The organism is Streptomyces sp. WMMC940, from assembly GCF_027460265.1.
Classification (GTDB): Bacteria; Actinomycetota; Actinomycetes; order Streptomycetales; family Streptomycetaceae; genus Streptomyces.
This window is the reverse complement of sequence record NZ_JAPZBC010000001.1, coordinates 2,293,518-2,312,444: the sequence shown is the minus strand read 5'-3', so window position 1 is coordinate 2,312,444 and position 18,927 is coordinate 2,293,518. Positions and strand designations below refer to the sequence as shown.

The following is an 18,927-nucleotide window of genomic DNA, read 5'->3' as shown; positions in this document are numbered from 1 at the left end:
TGTCCGTGGCTCGCGCTTGAGCCGCCGTCACATCTCCTGCCGTGCCGCAGGTGTAGCGGCGCGGACACGGAGCGGGGTTGATGTTCTGCACGACCGTTGCTCTTCTGGGTGATGCGGTGATCTACTGCATGCTCCGAAGTGGCTTATGGGGGAACTGTGCGAACAGGCCATTTTGCCGTGTATCGAGGGTTCAGCGCTGTGCGCCAGCGCGCACGAGGCAGCCGTGGCTCTCGCGCCTGCTGACGGCGGCCGTCGGAGCAGGCGCGGGTTCGCCTACCAGGATGCCGTCACGTTGCTGGACTGCCTGGACATGCTCGAAGGGCGGTGGACGGCTGTCTCGTGGGAGGACCTGGAGGACATCCTGTGTCATCGGGACGGCGCCCCCGTATACCGGCAGGTCAAGACGATCGAGGAAGCCGGTACGCGGCACAGTATCGCCAACGTTTGCAAGCCGGAGGAGAAGAAGGCCGCAGACAGCAGCTATCTGGGCAAGCTGTTCCTGGGCAAGCCGCTGCCGGACGGCACACGGTTCACCTTCATCGTCAACGAGACGCCCCAGCGGGACCTGTATGCGTTCGTCGCGGAACGTGATCGTCCTCGCGGCCCGGTGAGCGCGGACGCCCGCGCGGACATCGTCAAGAGGCTCAGCGGGGTGCAACTGCCAGACGGCAGGGACATCGGATGGTGTGTCGACCGCCTGGACGTCCTGGTGGAGGCGCGCACCATCGACCAGGTCGAGGCCGAGGCCATGGCGCGACTGGCGCCACTGGTGGAAGCGTGCCTGGGCGAGAAACCGCTGTACGAGGAAGTCGAGGAGGTCATGATCTGGCTGATCTCCAAGTACATAGCCCGCAGCGCCCTTGAGCTGCGACCGACAACCTTCACCGCGGACGACTTCGGCCGGGACCTGGACGACAGCGTGCGCAGAGCAACCGGGCGACGGCGAGACGGTTCCACCGAACTGTTGATGAAACTCAAGCTCAAGCTGCGAGCTGCCGAAATACCGGAGCCCGAGGCGGAAGCCCAGCACGATGCCATGCTCGCCTACCGTCGGACCTACCGCGCCAGTGTCGGCACCCGGCGCCGCGCGTACGACGACCTGGCCGATCAGATCAACGCCATCTGCACGCTCACGATGGCGAAACGACGCGCCGGACGCCTCGCCGCCGGCTCGGCGGCGTACTTCGAGACGCTTGTGGCCGTGAGCGACCTGCCCGAGGTGACCAGCCGGCAGTTCACCCTCGCCGAGGCCCACGCAGTGCTTTCCGACATCACGGCACGCTGCCAGAACAGGTACGCCGATGCCTCATAAGATCGGCAGCAGCGTGGTGCCCCCGCTGTATCGCGCCTGGGACCCGGACGACTCCCCTGACTTCCACGCAACACGGCTCCTGCTGCTCATCTACCTCTGCGGCGAGGAGCCCGGCCCCTATATCGAGGGACGGACGAAGTTCGCCAAACTTGATTTCTTCGTGCGCTATCCAGGATTCCTGGAGCGGGCCCACGCCGCGATGCCGGAAGCCGTCGATACCGAAACCGCGTTTCTCGCCCGTGACCCGTCCGAAGTCGAGGCACCTATGATCCGCTACCGCTACGGACCCTGGGACCAGCGCTACCGGCAATTCCTCGCCTTCCTCGTCTCTCGGGACCTCGTGACCATCACCACCCACCGGGTCGAACGAGTGAAACTCAAAGCCGCCGGCAAGAGGACCGCACAACGCCTTACCGAGGCCCCTCAGTTCCAGCCACTGGTCCGGCGCTGTCAGGCTATGCGAGGAAATCTGGCTGCCATGTCGGGCACCGACCTGAAGAACCTGATCTACGACCTGTTCCCAGACGAGGTCGGCAACGCGCCCTTCCGCCAGGAGATCCGGCCATGACAAAACCCGTGACCGCCCACCCCGACCGCGGGATCAGGATCGACTCCGTCAAGCTCGTCCACAACACCGCAGAAATCGACGAGTATGCCTTCGGAACAGGCATGCTGAACATCCTCAGCGGGCCCCGCAACAGCTCCAAGACCACCACGCTGAAGGTCATCGACTACTGCTTCGGCGACCGCGGCGGGATGATCGATGCTCTCGGTGCCGCCGTCTCCGACGAGTACATCGAGGTCTCCACCGCGATCCGGCTCAACGGCCACCCCCGCACCCTGACTCGTCTCCTCCAGCACGGGCGCATGAACAAGGTGTACGTCGACGGAGACGAGCTGACCGACGCCGACTTCTCCGACTGGATCCTGCGCGAACTGGGCTGGCCCAACCTGCGCATCCCCAAGGGTCTCCACCCGGCCACGGCCAGTGAACTGACGCCCTTGTCCTTCCGGAACCTGCTGCGCCACTTCTACCGCAACGAGGAGTCCTGGACGAGCTTCGCCAACAAGGAGCAGGAATTCATCCGGCGCGGCGTCGTCAGCATGCTCCTCGGCTTTGCCGGCTCCCGCTACGACACCAAGGAGTTCGCCGTCGCCCAGGCCAGGCGGCGCCTTGCCGAAGCCCAGGCAGTGGAGCGGGACGTGCAGGACAGCACATTGCAGGCCGTCACCGCCATCTCCGAACGGCTCCGCATTCCCGTCGCCCGCACCCTCGACCAGGTAGCGACCGCACGGGAAGAGGTCACCGCTCAACTGCACGCGGTTCGCCAACGACGTCATGAACTGACGCGCGAGATCAACAGCCTCCTGCAGGGAACGTCCACCACCGAGACGGCAGCCGGATACGACTCGTCACTGACGAGCGCCTACGAAGACATATCCAGGCGGTTGCAACTGGCGGTCGACGAGGTCGTCGCGCTCGAACAACTCAGCAACGAACACGCCTACTCCGCCCAGACGGTCACCTCGGAAGTGACCCGCATGGAACGCCTCATCGCCTCCGTGGAGACCTTCGACGCCCTCCCCGTACGACTCTGCCCAGCATGCGAACAACGCGTGGACCCGCACCGAGAGCATGGCGAAGACGCCTGCTACCTGTGCTTCCAACCGGTCGACGACGACCAGCGCCGCCGACGGGCACAGGTGGAGATCCGGTCACTCAAGTCAGAACTTGCCGACCTGGAAGATGTCACCGCCCGCACCGCCGCCGATCTGCAGACGGCCCGCACCCGCCGAGCAGACCTTCAAAACGAACAGGCACGGCTCGCGCATCGCATCAACGAAGAACGCGCCGCGCAGCTGGCCCCCTTCATGGCCAGCCTCGAAAACCTCGCCGCCCAGATCGCCCAGCTCGAACAGAAGATGACAGCCTTTCCGGCCATCGAGGAGATCCTCCAACGCCGCGCCGTAGCCAGCCAGGCCGTCACCGCTGCACAACAAGCCGTCGACGCACTCGCCCAAGAGCCCGCCGCAGTTGCCACAGCTACGCTCACTTCCGTCGAACGATGCGCCCTGTTCGCCGAGCGAATGAACGAATTCCTGCACCGCTACCGCGAACGCGGCTGGGTCAAGGGCGCCATCACCATCAACGACAGTGACCTCACTTTCTACGTCGGCACTCGCCCCTGGGACCAAGCCCTGGGGGCAGAGACGAAGGTGCTCTTCTTCCTGGCTTACAGCTACGCCACCCTGTTCCTGGCCTCTGACCTCGACGAAGGAGCAGCAGCCCCCGGCCTGCTGCTCCTGGACAACCCCTACCAGCAGGGCATCGGCACCACTGTGGTCGACGACGTCCTGCAGGATCTGGCAAACGCGGCCCAGGCCACGGGCACCCAGATCATCAGCACCCAAGCCGTTCCGGTGCCACGCGACCCGGCCACCATCCGGCAAATCCATATGCCCAAGGAGTACGAAGCGCCGTAGGTAGACACCCTCACTCCCGGTGTAACGGATCCCAAGGTGGATCTTGAACGGGCGTCGCAGAGAGCGGCCATGACTCAGCCATAAGTCGAGAGCAGGATCAGACTTTGATGACGGTGGCGTGCCCACCGCACAGCGCGGTCAGGTCCTCGGGATCCGAGGTGAGGATCGTGGCCGGCCCGGGGGCGGCGAGGGCGGTGGCGCTGAGCATGGCGTCGATGGCGTACTTGTGGCCGTGCAGGCCGGCGTCGGCGAGGAGGGCGGCGGCGTGGCGGGCGATGGGCTCGGTGACCGGTTCGACGACGAGGCGCGAGAGCGTCCACTCCAGGGCGGGGCGGTTGATCCGCGGGTGGACGACTTCCACCAGGGTGGCCGCGGAGGTGATCACCCGCAGGTCGTCGGCTCGGGCGAGGGCGAGCCAGGCGGTGACCGTGCGGTCGCGGAGGACGGCCTTGGCCAGTCCCTCGCTGTCCAGTACGAGGGTGCCGCCGGGGGTGGCGGGGGAGCGGGTCACGCGGCGTTCGCTCCGCCCGTCGCCTGGTTGTCGCGGGCCTGGTGGAGCTGGTCGCGCAGGGCCTGGATCTCCTCGTCGGTGACGGGGCCGTGTTCGGCTTCGGCGACGGTGATGAGTTCGTTGAGGTTGTCGCGTTCGATCTGGCGGGCGACGGCGGCGGCGACATAGGCGGACAGGCCGGAGGGGCCGCTGCGGGCCTTGGCGGCTTCGGCGATGTCGCGCGGCATGGTGATCGAGTACTTGCCGGTAGGCTCACTCATGCTACCTATCCTACCGCTCATCCTCCTACCTGTGTGTGCGGAACTCGGACCCGACCGTACGAGGCCGGGCGGCCACCGGCCCGCCGGTGATCCGTCCCTGCGGGAGTCCCCAGACGACCTGGCGCCCCGGCCGGGGGAGACGGACTACGGCGTGTTCAGGGCCGACAGCCGGCCGCTGGCCCAGGGGTAGGACGCCCATCCCTGGACGAGGACCGGGTTCAGGGAGTTCTCGTGCCCGTTCAGGCACTCGTTGAGGGCCCAGGTGGAGCGTTGGGGGTCGGCCGCCCGCTCCAGGAGCAGAGAGCTGGGGGTGGTGTCGGTCAGGGTCGCCAGGCGTTCGACTTCGTGGGCCGCGACGACCGTGGTCGGGACATCGACGGTGGGCAGGCCGAGGTGGGGCAGGTTGGCGTTGGCGACGGGGAACGGCTCAAGGGTGACGATCAGCGCCTGGCGTGGCCGGTCGGCCGGAATGCCGGCGAATGCCGGATGGCGCTGGTCGATCTGGGCCGAGGTGGCGTCGACCTGGCGGTAGGCGCGGGCCAGTTTGCTGTCGGTCTCGGCGACTCCGAGTTCCAGGCCGAGCCGGGCGTTCTCGGTCGGCATCATGGACTTGACCTCCACGAGCAGCACCAGGTCGTCGAAGACGACGATCCAGTCGACGCTCTGCAGTTCGTTCCGCTTGACCCGGTACGTGATCTCCGAGACCACGTCGGCGTCCGGTATCAGGCGGAGCTGGCGGCCGACGTACTCCTCGAAGAGGTAGCCGGTCTCCTGCAGGAAGTCGGGTCCAAAGTGCTCGCGTCCTGTGTGGTAGATGCCAGACGGGGTCGCTTTGCGCCAGACCAGCTGGGGCGAGGGACACAGCAGGCCAGGTCCGAAGCCGGTGACCGCCGGCCGGCCCAGCAGCGGGTTGTAGGTGAAGCGGCGCAGCTGTGCCGCTGTGCCGCCAGCCACCCTCGCCAGGTTCCGCGTGGCCTGCTTCTCGGCTGCCTTGATAGAGGCCACGTCGGTGGCGAAGTGCCGTTCGACGACGCGCAGGACGGTGTCCCGGCTGACGGTGCGGTTGAAGTTCTCCCCGTCCGGGCCGTCGTAGAGCGCGGGATCGAAACGCCCTGTGTTGAACAGCGCACATCCCCACAGCAGTTGTGCGGTGCCGACGTAGTCGGGCAGCGGGCAGCCGAACACCTCGGTGTCCCAGCCGGGGACCATGCAGCGGGGCTGGCGGTGTGCGGGGAACGGAGTGTGAAGGTACAGCGCCGCCGTACGGGCCAGGCTGAAGAACTCCGGTGCCTGGAAGGCCATCTGCTCGCCGCCCAGGCGCATCATGAAGTCCCGCAGGCGGACCGGGCCCTCGTCGGTGCCGTGAAGGGTCGGTTCCTTCAGGCTGGAGTACGCGGCCAGGATCTCCAGCAGGTCGCGTTCGGTGGCCTCGGAGCGCAGGTGCTCGGTTCCGTAGGCCAGGCTGACGCGGGCCGCGTCAGCCAGCGCCCAGGGCGTGTACTTCATTGAGGGGCTTTTCAGCCACGGCTGTGGCTGCTCGGGCGAGCTGTAGCGGGCCGCCGCCGCAGCGATCAGGGGCAGCAGTGAGCTGGGACGGTGCCGCCGGATGCGCTGGCGGTATTCGTCCTCCGTCACCAGCCGGTCATACAGGTACGCAGCCATTCCGCCATGATCCTCGCCGCGGAGGGAATGATCGAGTGGTTTCTCCTGGGCCGGCGCTGAACGTGCGTATACTCCCGGCCGCGTCCGATTGCTCTGGATTGCCCTCTCTCGTACCTTGGCGTCGCGGATTTGGCGGGCAAGCTCGGTGCGGAGCTGGTGCGGGCCATCCGCGTCAGCCTGGCCCAGAGCAGCAGCTCCCCTCACGGCTCCCGGGGTCGCAGCCGAGCTGGTATGCCGGCGCGACTGAATGCGCCCGGGCACACTGGCTTGGGCGGGCAGCGAAGAGCGTTCAGTATTGCTCGGTCTCGACGAACCTCGTGTCCGCGTCGTTGGTGGCGAAGGTGTCGACCGCGGCCGTGGGGTCGAATCCGGGCGGGCTGTCCTTGAGGGCCAGGCCCATGCCGGCCAGCTTCGCCTTGACCTCGTCGATGGACTTCGCACCGAAGTTACGGATGTCCATCAGGTCCGCCTCGGAACGCGCCAGAAGCTCACCCACCGAGTGGACGCCCTCACGTTTGAGGCAGTTGTACGAACGGACGGTGAGTTCGAGCTCCTCGATCGGCAGCGCCAGATCAGCGGCAAGGGCGGCGTCCGTGGGGGACGGGCCCATGTCGATGCCCTCGGCCTCGATGTTCAGCTCGCGGGCGAGACCGAACAGCTCGACCAGGGTCTTACCGGCGGAGGCCATGGCGTCACGCGGACGCATCGCCTGCTTGGTCTCGACGTCGACGATCAGCTTGTCGAAGTCGGTACGCTGCTCGACACGCGTGGCCTCGACCTTGTACGTGACCTTCAGAACCGGCGAATAGATCGAGTCGACCGGGATGCGCCCGATCTCCTGGCCCACCTGCTTGTTCTGCACGGCGGAGACGTAACCGCGACCGCGCTCGACCGTCAGCTCCATCTCCAGCTTGCCCTTGCCGTTGAGCGTGGCGAGGACGAGGTTGGGGTTGTGTACCTCGACACCGGCCGGAGGCGCGATGTCGGCGGCGGTGACCAGACCCGGGCCCTGCTTGCGCAGGTACATCACGACCGGCTCGTCGTGCTCCGAGGAGACGACCAGCTGCTTGATGTTGAGGATCAGATCGGTGACGTCCTCCTTGACGCCCGGCACGGTGGTGAACTCGTGCAGGACACCGTCGATACGGATGGACGTGACCGCCGCACCCGGGATCGAGGAGAGGAGCGTGCGGCGAAGGGAGTTGCCGAGGGTGTAGCCGAAGCCCGGCTCCAGCGGCTCGATCACGAACCGGGAGCGGAACTCGTCGACGACCTCTTCGGTCAACGAAGGACGCTGAGCAATCAGCACGAGGTATTGCCTCCAGTGTTTGGCGCCCGCTATGTGACGCCGTAGACACCACGAGGGTACGTGCGATACGGGCGGTCGTTCACCGCACCTGATGGCTGAAGGCGCGCACCAGCTGATGGCCCTGGTGCTCGACCGGTACGAGGCGGTTATGAAGCAGACCCCGGCTCGCATCGTGGTCCAGGCTCTTGGGCAGCGCGGGACCCAGTCAGAAGCCAGCCCGCCCCACGACGGAGGTCCGTTCGACGGTCCCGATCAAGGCAAAGTCAGGGCCTCTGTACGCCCTGCGCGGTGTCAGCGCTGTGCTGGGAGGCCGATGTCGTCGAGAAGCCCGTCCGGAGCGTCCAGGGCGTTTCGCGCCCGCTCTGCGAAGGCTGAAAGCTTCTCTTTGAGTTCGGAGGCAGCCATCGACGCCGCTCGCGAGCGTTGGCCAAGTGCTGGATCGTCGTACGCGCGCTTGGCGTGGATCAAGGAATATGACCTGGCGTTGTGTGTGGCGGTGGTCGCAAGATCCACGATGGCCGCGACCAGGTCTGCGATGCCGCGTGGTCCTTCGACCATGACGATGGGGCCGGTGGCGCGCACTGCCGGCAGGAGCGCGGATACCTCCTGCCACGCGGTGCCGAGTTCTTCCGAAGAGTGGTCTCCCCGGACGGAGGCGTAGGCCATGGACGAAAGACGTCCCAGAGCTTCCTGGTGGGCCGTGATGGCCTCAAGGAATCTGCTGTATACCTCGCGTCGCCCCTGACGTCGCCATTGCGAGTGCTGACTGCGTCCCTGAGACCGTCCCCGTCAGGGCGGCTGCCCTAGTGTCCCGCCTGCTCCGAGGAGTCCTCCCACGGCTGTACCCAGCAGGGCAGCCACCCCAGTGTCCATCGCTGCACCTTCGCATTCGTCAGGGTGTGAGCGCCACGAGGGCTTCGCAGAGGGTGGTGGTGTCGTCGAGCGCCTGGCGGCACATTTCGCCGGTGACGACGAGGCGCTGCCCGACGCGGGCAGTGGACGCGGGGACTCTGGCCAGGTATCGCGCGTCCACGACCCCGTCGTTGTGCGTGAAGACGTGGCGGGTCGCCCAGGTCTCCGTCAGCCGCTGCCAGGTCGCGGGCCCGACAGCGGTGCGGACGTCCGCGTGTCCGGTGGCGACGAACAGGTCCGCTGTGTCGTCGAGGCGCTGGAAGACGTTGCCCTTGCCCTTGAGGTGGTCCTCCGCATTGGGCACGGCCGCGCGGAAGGTGGCGGAGGCAAGCGACTCGACGGCGCCCACCATGTTCTCGATCGTGTCCACCCAGTTGCGGGTGAAGACCCCTTGCTCGCGCAGCGGCGCTTTGGCTTCGGGCGGTAGGGCCTCCAAAGCGTCCAGTCGCGCCTTGTCGGCCTCGAGGGCGTCGAACGCCACGGAACCGGCGGGGAGTTGTCCGCAGACTGGGCAGTACCGGTGTTCCCCGAAGACCGCATACCGGCCCTGGCAGCCGGGGCAGGTGCGGATGCGGGCGAGGCGTTCTTCGCTGATGCCTGGCAGGGGACGGGGGTAGTAGGGCTGCGACCGATAGGTGATTGACACCCCACTCCCTCGGGAGCTTCGGCGGGACAGGCCGCTGAAGGCGCGGTTCAGTTCCCGGCTCACGATCTGCATGCCGAGGTCGCCCACGGCCTGCATGAGGCGTTCGCGCTGCTGGGCGGTCACGAACTCGGAGTGCTCGGCGTGGTGGCCGCAGTAGACGCACCACAGGGTGAGGTCGTCGGGCAGCGCCTCGTACTGCTGCGCGTCCATGCGGAAGAGCAGCGAGCAGGCCGGGCACTGGCGTCCGAGGAAGCCGTCTTCGTCGAGCGGGATGCTGATCCGCATCTCGTACGCATCACGTTGGCGGCCGACGATTTCTGCGCCCTCGGCCATTCTGAAGTTGCGGTGGTCGCGCATGAGGTCGATTGTGCCGCCGGGCACTGACAGTGGGCCCTGGTCATGGACGAACCGTCGGACAGGAGACGATGCGGACACATGGCGGCAGCCCCAGACTCCGGGCCTTCCCGCTCCGGAGGCAACAGGCTGCGGCCCAAGAAACCGGTGCGGATGGCCGACCCCGATCCGGCGGACACGGGAGTGCGGGTGTGACGCTTCGGGCGGCCGGGACGCTGGAGCAGGTGGACCGTATGCAAAGGTCCCGTGATGCCCGTTCCTCCCCTCGTGAGCGGGTACGCCCGTATCCGAGGCAGGCAGGTGCTCTCCCCCGTCACCTGCCTGCCTCCCCGCGTGGCCATGACATAGTCGAGCTTCGGCGCGCCGCTGCGGTGGTCCCGGTTGGCGCGACGGCTGAGCGAACGTCATCGCGCCCTCTCACAATCGGCGCCTTCCCCCGGCGTGGACGAGCCGGTGGCTCTCGCCCCGTGCGAGGCACCACCGGACCAACGTCCGGTATCAGAGGCCGGGTGCGAAGCTGTCACCGAACCGGTGATTTGGGACGTTCTGTGACTGGTGCGCCGATCGGTCGATCCGGATGCCGCGGGCGGCAACAGGGGTTTGAGCAGCGCCGGAAGATCAGTCCTCTGACACTGTCTCCTTGGGACCGTTGCCGGTGTGGCGCTTGTCGCGAGCGTATATGACGGCCGTCTTTCCGCCGCCGGGAGTGCGGCGGTCCATCTCGAACAGAGTGGTGGCGGCCAGGAGGTCGCTCAGCTTGGTGTAGCCGTACGTGCGGGAGTCGAAGTCGGAGCGCTGCTTGGTGATGATGTGGCCGACGTTCGCGAGGTGGGCCCAGCCGTCGTCGTCGGAGGCTGCCTCCACTGCTTGACGAAGGAGGTTGACCAGCGCGGTGTCGCCCTTCAGCTTGACCGCCGTGGCTCGCGCGGCCGGTTTCGCCTCAGCCGGGGCGGTGGCGCTCTTGAGATTCTCGATGTAAAGGAACTTGTCGCACGCCGCGACGAACGGCTTAGGGGTCTTGCGTTCTCCGAAGCCGTATACAGTCAGGCCGGACTCGCGGATGCGGGCCGCGAGGCGGGTGAAGTCGCTGTCGCTGGAGACGATGCAGAACCCGTCGAAGCGCCCCGAGTACAGCAGGTCCATGGCGTCTATGACCATGGCGGAGTCGGTGGCGTTCTTTCCGGTGGTGTAGGCGAACTGCTGGATCGGCTGGATCGACTGGGCGAGCAACTGGTCCTTCCGGCCCTTCAGCTGAGTTCCGGTCCAGTCGCCGTAGGCCCGCTTGACGTGCGCGGTCCCGTACTTGGCGACCTCCGCCAGCAGCTCCTCCAGAGCCGAGGGCTTGGCGTTGTCGGCGTCGATCAATACCGCCAGTTTCGCAGTGCTCTCCACAGCACCCGACGGTAGCGCAGACGATCTCGCAGTCGCGGAGGAGTCACCGAGTCCAAGCCAAGCCCAACGCCCTGCGGCGCAGGGAACCGCACCAGCCCTTTTCGACCGCCCGTTACGTCGACGGCCACTGTTTCCAGAGCTATGAGAGCCTGAGGGGTGCCCGACGGTCCGTCGCGCCGAGGCGCCGGCGAGTTCCGCTACGAGTCCTGCTGAGATCGGTTCGGCAGCAGTTCCTGATGGCGCAGGATCAGCATGTCGGCGACGAGGCACGTGACCTCCCCGTCGGCGTCCCGGCCGATCCACACCGGGTAGGAGCCGTCTCCCATGCCGCTTGGGTAGACGATGAGGTTGCCGCCGGACGTCGGGTCGTCGAGGACGACGATGCCGTCGGGGCTGTCGTCGTCCGGGACAGTGTTCTCTCCGCCGGTGAGCCTGTCGGCCGCCGCGGCGTCGACGAAGCAGCCGGTGCCTGTGTCCACGCCGAATCCGTAGAACTCGCCGTCGCGCAGCGTCCGCGGGTCCTCCCCGAGACGCAGCGCCAGCTCCCAAGTCGCCGTGGGTTTGCCGGAGATGAGGATGCGCGCGGCGGTGAAATCCTGCATGTCCAGTGTCTTGCCCCAGTGCTCGGTCCGGTAGGCCGCAGTCGCGATCTGCATGCGGTAGCTGCCGGGCGGTACGGCCACCGTGAACGGCTCGCCGGGATCCAGCCAACCCGGATCGCAGGCGACGATCCGACCGGTCGGCAGCCGTAGCGATCCTGCGTCGACGACGCGCTCGACGACATACGGGCCGGTGGCCTGGGTGTCCGGTGGGGTGAAGCGGGTGCCGGGCGTGAACATCTCGTCGAGGTAGCGCGGGCGCAGGGGGCTGGGCAGACACCACCCGGGGGCGGTGGCATGACCGTGCTCCCGGTCTTCCGCCGGACCGTCCTGGGGAGGACGTTGTACCGGTGCGTCCCGCAGGGAGACGCCGGATACGTGCCCGTCGGTCGCCATGGCCACCGCCCACGCCCAGTCGCCGAATGCGGGAGCTGGCGCCCAGCGCTGCTCGTCCGGAACATCGGCCAGGGTGTGCAGCGAGCCGCCCCCGATCCCCTTCGGTTCGGACACCTTCCGGCCCCTGCCGTCCGGGTAGAGGTCGATGAGCACGCGCCCCACGCGGTCTGCGAACTCCGCCATGTCGTCGCTGTCGTACCTCCACTGAGCGATGTGGCGGAGGAGGAGCCGATCGGGTTCCAAGCGGCGCAGATCGAGTTCACGGGTGCGACGGCCCTGATCGTCGTACGCCCACACGCCCAGGTAGTCGTGCGCCCAGGCGATGTTCAGCACGGCGACCGGCTGCGGGCGCCCTCGCTCGCGCAGCACCACGGCGTACCGCTCGCCCGTAGCGTCCCGGTTCGCGGCGTGCTCCCGGCTGATGGGACCAAGGACCATGCGGGAGGCGGCGTCCCAGCCCTCCCCGTACGTCACGTCAATGATCACGCTGATCTCAGCGTCGGGGAGGGCGGCCCTGTCACAGCCGTGCTCGCGTCTTCCGGCCACGCGGTGCATCGGTGCAGGCGCACCGTGGCGCCGGCTGGGTGTCCGCCTTGCTTGCTGCGGATCCGTCGGGTGCGAAGTCCGGCCCTGGCGTGTCCGTGCCGGTCGTTACTCTTCCGCCGTTGCCAACATACGAAGCCATGGGGACAGGCCCTCCTATACGCGGCGGGATCTACTGCAGCGCTGGAGTGACGAATGGCTCGACTCGCGCCCTGTGAGGCTGCTGTCAACACTCCAAGCCGAAGCGGCAACGACCCACCAGACCGTTTGCGTTTCCATGTGCCGTCAGTCACATAAAGGCAGGCCATGCGCGATGTTCGAAGGAAAGCGACCCCATGGTTCCCGCGACGCGGCTCGGCCGACATTTGCTGGGGAGCGAGGTCGCTGAATGCCTAGCGGTGAGTCGTTGACCTGCGGAAATCGACCTGTGGAATGGGTTATCGGCAAGCCGTGGCGCAGCGCCTTCCTCGAAAAGAGCAACGGTCAAAAGACCGTGTGCGTTTTGATGTGAACGCAAAAACTCCCGACCTGTATTTCTGCAGGTCAGGAGTTCTTTCCCGGAGTGCCCCCGGCAGGATTCGAACCTGCGCACACGGCTCCGGAGGCCGTTGCTCTATCCCCTGAGCTACGGGGGCGTCCGCCGCTCTCGGCGGCGACGGGTAGAACCCTACCAGCTCTGATGGGGTGCCCGTGAACAGGTATTTCCAGCCCGTGACCGTGGGGCCGCCGGGCCCCCGGGGACGCCGGCCGTTCGCCTCCCGGGCTTGGCCGCCCGCGCGCCCCACCCGATCCCGACCCAAGCCGCGCCCGGGACGCCGTGCAGTCCGGCCGGACCTGTCGGGCGCCCAACCCCCGGAGTCCCCACCACCCCGCACCGGCCGCCCCCGCCAGGCGCCCCGTCCGTACAGCCCCTCCACCCGTCCTGCGCCCCCCGTCCGGGTCAGAAGTGGGGAAAAGCCGGACGCGGGTGCGTTCGCGGACCTACTCTCGAGTTGTGTCAGGCGTGTCCGGCCGGGTGCTCGTCGTCGACGACAACAGGGTGATCCGGCAGCTGATCAGGGTCAATCTCGAGCTGGAGGGCTTCGAGGTCGTGACCGCGGCCGATGGTGCCGAGTGCCTGGAGGTCGTCCACGAGGTGCGGCCGGATGTGATCACGCTCGATGTGGTGATGCCGCGGCTCGACGGCCTGCGGACCGCCGCGCGGCTGCGGTCGGATCCCAGGACCAGGCGTGTGCCCGTCGCGATCATCAGCGCCTGTACGCAGCAGGAGGTCGACACGGGTATCGCCGCGGGTGTCGACGCCTTTCTCGCCAAGCCCTTCGAGCCCGCCGAGCTGGTGCGGCTCGTCCGACGGTTGATGTACGGGGAGGGCCCGCCGTCCGTAGACGGCAGGCATGGCGCCGGGAGGGCGGGGAGCACACGGGGCTGACCGCATGGCGAAACCGGTTCGCGATCACACCCCCTCTCTCCCATACGCTTGTCCCGTGACCCCCGCAGATCTCTCCCGTACCGTGCTGGGCGCCGTGTGCCGTGCGGTCGAGGAGGGCGCCCTGCACGCACCCGTACCCGAGCGGATCAAGGTCGAGCGCCCGCGCCCCGGAGGCCGCGGGGACTACGCCACCAATGTCGCGCTCCGGCTCGCCGGGCCCACCGGGCGGCAGGCCCGGGACGTCGCCGAAGTGCTGAGGGCCCGGATCGCCGACGCACCCGGCATCGCCCGGGTCGAGATCACCGGCCCCGGCTTCCTGAACTTCACCCTCGACGGTGACCCGGCCGCCGTGCTCCTGCGTGTGATCGGTGCGCACGGCCTGGAGTACGGGCACGGCGACGGCCTCTCCGGGGTCCGTTTCGGCTTCGCGCCGGCCCGCGAGCTCCGCGCCCGGGTGATCACCGACACCGTCGTGCGGCTGCTGGCGGCGCAGGGTGCGACGGCCGTCGTCGAGCCCGGGGGCAGCGAGCGGATCACCGCCCTGCCCGTCCAGGACGAGGCGATCTTCGAGCGTGCCGGCCGTGATGCCGCCCTCTGGGCGCTGCTCCGGCCCGCCGCCCACGACCAGCCCCTCGCGCACGGTGCCTTGCTCGTACAGAAGGAGTCGAACGCGCTCTTCCGGGTCCGGTACGCGTACTCCCGCAGCCGGGCTCTGCTGCGCGCGGCCGATCGGCTAGGTGTCCCCGTCTCGTACGACGGTGGCATCTCGTACGACGATGATGTCTCGTGCGTCGGGGACGTCTCGCATGGCGGGGACGTCTCGTACGACGGGGACCTTCCCGTCGCGCGCGATGGGTACGAGGTCCCGCTTCCGTCGGGGTATGTTCGCGGCAGCGCGGACCCGTTCCCGCCCCGCCCCGTTCGTGGCACCGCGGACCTGCCCCCGCCCCGCCCCGTTCGCGGCAGCGCGGCTACCTCCGCGCTCCTCACCGCTCTCGGCGACCACCCCGCCGTCCTGGAGTCCGCCGCCCGGTTGCGCGCCCCCGACCGGGTCGCGCGCCATCTCGAGGCCACCGCCGACGCCCTGCTCGGCTTCCAGCAGACCGTGCTGCCCCTCGGTGACGAGAAACCCTCGGCCACCCACCGTTCCCGGCTCGCCCTCGCCGAAGCCGCCGGGACGGTGCTGGCCGGTGGCCTGGCCCTGCTCGGCATCAGCGCACCCGAACACCTGTAGATGTGAGAGAAGAATGAGCCGTTCCGCACACCCCGCCGGGCCCCGTTACGCCGACGTCCTCCCCGACGGCCACTACTCCGCCCCGCCGGCCGACCTCAATGTGCTGGACGAGAAGGTCTGGTCGCGCACGGTCAGCCGCTCCGGCGACGGCGTCGTCACCGTCGCCGGCGTCGAAGTCACCAGGCTGGCAGAGGAGTTCGGCACCCCTGCCTACTTCCTCGACGAGGCGGACTTCCGCGCCCGCTGCCGTGCCTGGGCCGACGCCTTCGGCAAGGACGCCGACGTCTTCTACGCGGGCAAGGCGTTCCTCTCCCGCGCCGTCGTGCGCTGGCTGAACGAGGAGGGGCTCAACCTCGATGTCTGCTCCGGGGGTGAGCTCACCACCGCGCTCGACGCCGGGATGCCCGCCGAGCGCATCGCCTTCCACGGCAACAACAAGTCCCCGGAGGAGATCGAGAACGCGGTGCGGGCGGGCGTCGGGCGCATCGTCCTCGACTCCTTCCAGGAGATCGTCCGCGTCGCGCACATCGCCCGGTCCCTCGGCAGGCGCCAGCGCGTCCAGATCCGCGTCACCGTCGGCGTCGAGGCGCACACCCACGAGTTCATCGCCACCGCCCACGAGGACCAGAAGTTCGGTCTCGCGCTCGCGGGCGGGCAGGCGGCGGAGGCGGTGCGGCGGGCCCTTCGGCTCGACGGGCTGGAACTCATCGGCATCCACTCGCACATCGGCTCGCAGATCTTCGACACCTCCGGCTTCGAGGTGGCCGCCCACCGGGTGGTCGGACTGCTGAAGGAGGTCCGGGACGAGCACGGCGTCGAGCTCCCCGAGATCGACCTCGGCGGCGGTCTCGGCATCGCCTACACCTCGGACGACGATCCGCGCGAGCCGCACGAGATCGCCAAGGCGCTCAGCGAGATCGTCACCCGTGAGTGCGAGGCCGCCGGTCTGCGGACTCCCCGCATCTCCGTCGAGCCGGGCCGCGCGATCGTCGGGCCGACCGCCTTCACGCTGTACGAGGTCGGCACGATCAAGCCGCTCGAGGGGCTGCGGACGTACGTCAGCGTCGACGGCGGCATGTCCGACAACATCCGCACGGCGCTGTACGACGCCGAGTACAGCGTGGCCCTCGTCTCCCGAGCGAGTGACGCCGAGCCGATGCTCGTGCGCGTCGTCGGCAAGCACTGCGAGAGCGGCGACATCGTCGTAAGGGACGCCTTCCTGCCCGCCGACCTGGCGCCGGGCGACCTGATCGCGGTGCCGGCGACCGGCGCGTACTGCCGTTCCATGGCCAGCAACTACAACCACGCGCTCCGCCCGCCCGTCGTCGCCGTGCGCGACGGCGAGGCGAAGGTGATCGTCCGGCGTGAGACGGAGGAAGATCTCCTGCGTCTGGATGTCGGCTGATGAAATATATGTCTCAGAATCCGGACAGGGAGCGGAAAGCCCCGTGCGGTGGGTGAGACTGGTTCGCACTCTGGTTTATGAAGGAATCGAGGTCGGATGATGCGTACGCGTCCGCTGAAGGTGGCGCTGCTGGGCTGTGGAGTGGTCGGCTCAGAGGTGGCGCGCATCATGACGACGCACGCCGGCGACCTCGCCGCGCGGATCGGGGCCCCGGTGGAGCTCGCCGGGGTCGCCGTCCGCCGCCCCGCCAAGGTCCGTGAGGGCATCCCGCAGGAACTCATCACCACCGACGCCAAGACGCTCGTCTCGCGCACCGACATCGACGTGGTCGTCGAGGTCATCGGCGGTATCGAGCCCGCCCGGACGCTGATCACCACCGCCTTCGAGCACGGCGCCTCGGTCGTCTCGGCCAACAAGGCGCTGCTCGCGGAGGACGGCGCCACGCTGTACGCCGCCGCCGAGAAACACGGCCGGGACCTCTACTTCGAGGCCGCCGTGGCCGGTGCGATCCCGCTGATCAGGCCGCTGCGCGAGTCCCTCGCGGGCGACAAGGTCAACCGGGTCCTCGGCATCGTCAACGGCACGACGAACTTCATCCTCGACAAGATGGACACCTCCGGCGCCGGCTACTCCGAGGCCCTGGACGAGGCCACCGCGCTCGGGTACGCCGAGGCCGACCCGACCGCAGACGTCGAGGCCTTCGACGCCGCAGCCAAGGCGGCGATCCTCGCCGGCATCGCCTTCCACACCCGGGTGCGCCTCGACGACGTGTACCGCGAGGGCATGACCGAGGTCACCGCCGCGGACTTCGCCTCCGCCAGGCAGATGGGCTGCACCATCAAGCTGCTGGCGATCTGCGAGCGGGCGGCGGACGGCAGGTCGGTCACGGCCCGTGTGCACCCGGCGATGATCCCGCTGAGCCATCCGCTGGCCTCCGTCCGCGAGGCGTACAACGCGGTGTTCGTCGAGGCCGAGGCGGCCGGCCGGCTGATGTTCTACGGCCCCGGCGCCGGCGGTTCGCCGACCGCCTCCGCCGTCCTGGGCGACCTGGTCGCCGTCTGCCGCAACAAGCTCGCCGAGGCGACGGGGCCCGGCGAGTCCGTGTACACGCAGTTGCCGGTCAGTCCGATGGGCGAGGTCGTGACGCGGTACCACATCAGCCTCGACGTGGCCGACAAGCCGGGTGTGCTCGCCCAGGTGGCGACGGTCTTCGCCGAGCACGGCGTATCCATCGACACGGTGCGCCAGACGGGCAAGGACGGCGAGGCATCGCTCGTCGTCGTCACCCACCGCGCGCCCGACGCCGCCCTTTCGGGGACCGTCGCGGCGCTGCGCAAGCTCGACACCGTGCGCGGTGTCGCCAGCATCATGCGGGTTGAAGGAGAGTAAGGACCCATGAGCACTCGCACTCACCAGTGGCGCGGCATCATCGAGGAGTACCGTGACCGGCTTCCGGTGACGGACACGACGCCGGTCGTCACTCTCGGCGAGGGCGGCACGCCGCTCGTCTTCGCGCAGTCCCTCTCCGAGGCCACGGGGTGTGACGTATATCTCAAGGTCGAGGGCGCCAACCCGACGGGGTCCTTCAAGGACCGCGGGATGACGATGGCGATCACCAGGGCCAAGGAGGAGGGGGCGAAGGCCGTCATCTGCGCCTCCACCGGCAACACCTCGGCGTCCGCCGCGGCCTACGCGGGCCGCGCCGGAATGGTCTCCGCCGTGCTGATCCCGCAGGGCAAGATCGCGATGGGCAAGCTGGGTCAGGCGCTGGTCCACGGGGCGAAGATCCTGCAGGTCGACGGCAACTTCGACGACTGTCTGGTGCTGGCCCGGGGTCTGTCCGAGAATTACCCCGTGGCGCTGGTCAATTCGGTGAACCCGGTCCGGATCGAGGGCCAGAAGACCGCGGCCTTCGAGATCGTCGACGCGCTCGGCGACGCGCCGGACGTCCATGTGCTGCCGGTCGGCAACGCCGGCAACATCACGGCGTACTGGAAGGGCTACAAGGAGTACGCGGCGGACGGGATGTCGGCCCGCACTCCGCGCATGTGGGGCTTCCAGGCGTCCGGTTCCGCGCCCATCGTTCGCGGCGAGGTCGTCAAGGACCCGTCGACGATCGCGACCGCGATCCGGATCGGCAATCCCGCGTCCTGGGAGTTCGCGCTGGCGGCCAGGGAGGAGTCGGGCGGCTTCATCGACGAGGTGACCGATCGTCAGATCCTCCGTGCCTACAAGCTGTTGGCCTCGCGCGAGGGCGTCTTCGTGGAGCCCGCCTCGGCCGCCTCGGTGGCCGGTCTGCTCAAGGCCGCCGAGGAGGGCAAGGTCGACGCCGGCCAGCGGATCGTCTGCACGGTCACGGGCAACGGCCTGAAGGATCCCGACTGGGCGGTCGCCGGGGCGCCCCAGCCGCTCACGGTCCCGGTGGACGCGGCCACGGCGGCGCAGCAGCTCGGGCTCGTCTGAGGCGTTCCCGGCCGCG

General features: G+C 68.4%; 16 protein-coding genes and 1 tRNA gene. 8 read left to right on the top strand and 9 right to left on the bottom strand.

The window, feature by feature from the left end:
- Positions 1–145 precede the first annotated feature (145 nt).
- The 3 genes from O7595_RS10025 to O7595_RS10015 are packed head-to-tail and all read left to right on the top strand — an operon-like array spanning position 146 to position 3,796.
- Complete coding sequence (locus O7595_RS10025; protein WP_269728360.1) at positions 146–1,312, top strand: dsDNA nuclease domain-containing protein; 1,167 nt, start codon at positions 146–148, stop codon at positions 1,310–1,312.
- Complete coding sequence (locus O7595_RS10020) at positions 1,302–1,880, top strand: hypothetical protein (protein WP_149182613.1); 579 nt, start codon at positions 1,302–1,304, stop codon at positions 1,878–1,880. The genes O7595_RS10025 and O7595_RS10020 overlap by 11 nt, the downstream gene beginning before the upstream one ends.
- Positions 1,877–3,796: a hypothetical protein gene (locus O7595_RS10015; protein WP_269728359.1), complete on the top strand. Its 1,920-nt coding sequence runs from the start codon at positions 1,877–1,879 to the stop codon at positions 3,794–3,796. Before O7595_RS10020 ends, O7595_RS10015 begins: the two co-directional genes overlap by 4 nt.
- Before the next feature lie 97 nt (positions 3,797–3,893).
- On the opposite strand, the gene O7595_RS10010 is transcribed toward O7595_RS10015, so the two are convergent.
- The 9 genes from O7595_RS10010 to O7595_RS09970 form a co-directional block, all read right to left on the bottom strand.
- The gene (locus O7595_RS10010) at positions 3,894–4,307 is read right to left on the bottom strand and encodes a PIN domain-containing protein (RefSeq protein WP_149182615.1); all 414 of its coding nucleotides are present in this window, start codon (positions 4,305–4,307) and stop codon (positions 3,894–3,896) included.
- A complete protein-coding gene (locus O7595_RS10005) occupies positions 4,304–4,567 on the bottom strand; it encodes a CopG family transcriptional regulator (RefSeq protein ID WP_149182616.1) in 264 nt (87 codons plus the stop codon). The genes O7595_RS10010 and O7595_RS10005 overlap by 4 nt, the downstream gene beginning before the upstream one ends.
- A gap of 144 nt (positions 4,568–4,711) precedes the next feature.
- Positions 4,712–6,229, bottom strand: coding sequence for a hypothetical protein (locus tag O7595_RS10000; protein ID WP_269728358.1), 1,518 nt, complete (start codon positions 6,227–6,229; stop codon positions 4,712–4,714).
- A 289-nt stretch (positions 6,230–6,518) separates the two neighbouring features.
- The gene (locus tag O7595_RS09995; RefSeq protein ID WP_269728357.1) at positions 6,519–7,538 is read right to left on the bottom strand and encodes a DNA-directed RNA polymerase subunit alpha; all 1,020 of its coding nucleotides are present in this window, start codon (positions 7,536–7,538) and stop codon (positions 6,519–6,521) included.
- Between the two features lie 291 nt (positions 7,539–7,829).
- Entirely contained in the window at positions 7,830–8,204 is a 375-nt protein-coding gene (locus tag O7595_RS09990) for a hypothetical protein (protein ID WP_269728356.1), read from the bottom strand.
- Between the two features lie 226 nt (positions 8,205–8,430).
- A complete protein-coding gene (locus O7595_RS09985) occupies positions 8,431–9,453 on the bottom strand; it encodes a hypothetical protein (RefSeq protein ID WP_269728355.1) in 1,023 nt (340 codons plus the stop codon).
- Between the two features lie 615 nt (positions 9,454–10,068).
- Positions 10,069–10,842, bottom strand: coding sequence for an NYN domain-containing protein (locus O7595_RS09980; protein WP_269728354.1), 774 nt, complete (start codon positions 10,840–10,842; stop codon positions 10,069–10,071).
- Between the two features lie 197 nt (positions 10,843–11,039).
- Positions 11,040–12,323: a DUF4241 domain-containing protein gene (locus O7595_RS09975; RefSeq protein WP_269728353.1), complete on the bottom strand. Its 1,284-nt coding sequence runs from the start codon at positions 12,321–12,323 to the stop codon at positions 11,040–11,042.
- 620 nt (positions 12,324–12,943) lie between these two features.
- Positions 12,944–13,015, bottom strand: a tRNA-Arg gene (locus tag O7595_RS09970).
- 368 nt (positions 13,016–13,383) lie between these two features.
- Here O7595_RS09970 and O7595_RS09965 point away from each other — a divergent pair.
- From O7595_RS09965 to thrC, 5 genes are all read left to right on the top strand, one after another.
- Complete coding sequence (locus O7595_RS09965) at positions 13,384–13,809, top strand: response regulator (protein WP_269732441.1); 426 nt, start codon at positions 13,384–13,386, stop codon at positions 13,807–13,809.
- A 55-nt stretch (positions 13,810–13,864) separates the two neighbouring features.
- Complete coding sequence (nrtL, locus tag O7595_RS09960; protein WP_269728352.1) at positions 13,865–15,043, top strand: ArgS-related anticodon-binding protein NrtL; 1,179 nt, start codon at positions 13,865–13,867, stop codon at positions 15,041–15,043.
- 13 nt (positions 15,044–15,056) lie between these two features.
- Positions 15,057–16,448, top strand: coding sequence for a diaminopimelate decarboxylase (gene lysA, locus O7595_RS09955; protein ID WP_269728351.1), 1,392 nt, complete (start codon positions 15,057–15,059; stop codon positions 16,446–16,448).
- A gap of 96 nt (positions 16,449–16,544) precedes the next feature.
- Positions 16,545–17,837 (top strand): homoserine dehydrogenase, encoded by a 1,293-nt coding sequence (locus O7595_RS09950; protein ID WP_269728350.1) that lies wholly within the window; start codon positions 16,545–16,547, stop codon positions 17,835–17,837.
- A 6-nt stretch (positions 17,838–17,843) separates the two neighbouring features.
- Entirely contained in the window at positions 17,844–18,911 is a 1,068-nt protein-coding gene (thrC, locus tag O7595_RS09945) for a threonine synthase (protein WP_269728349.1), read from the top strand.
- Positions 18,912–18,927: the final 16 nt, after the last annotated feature.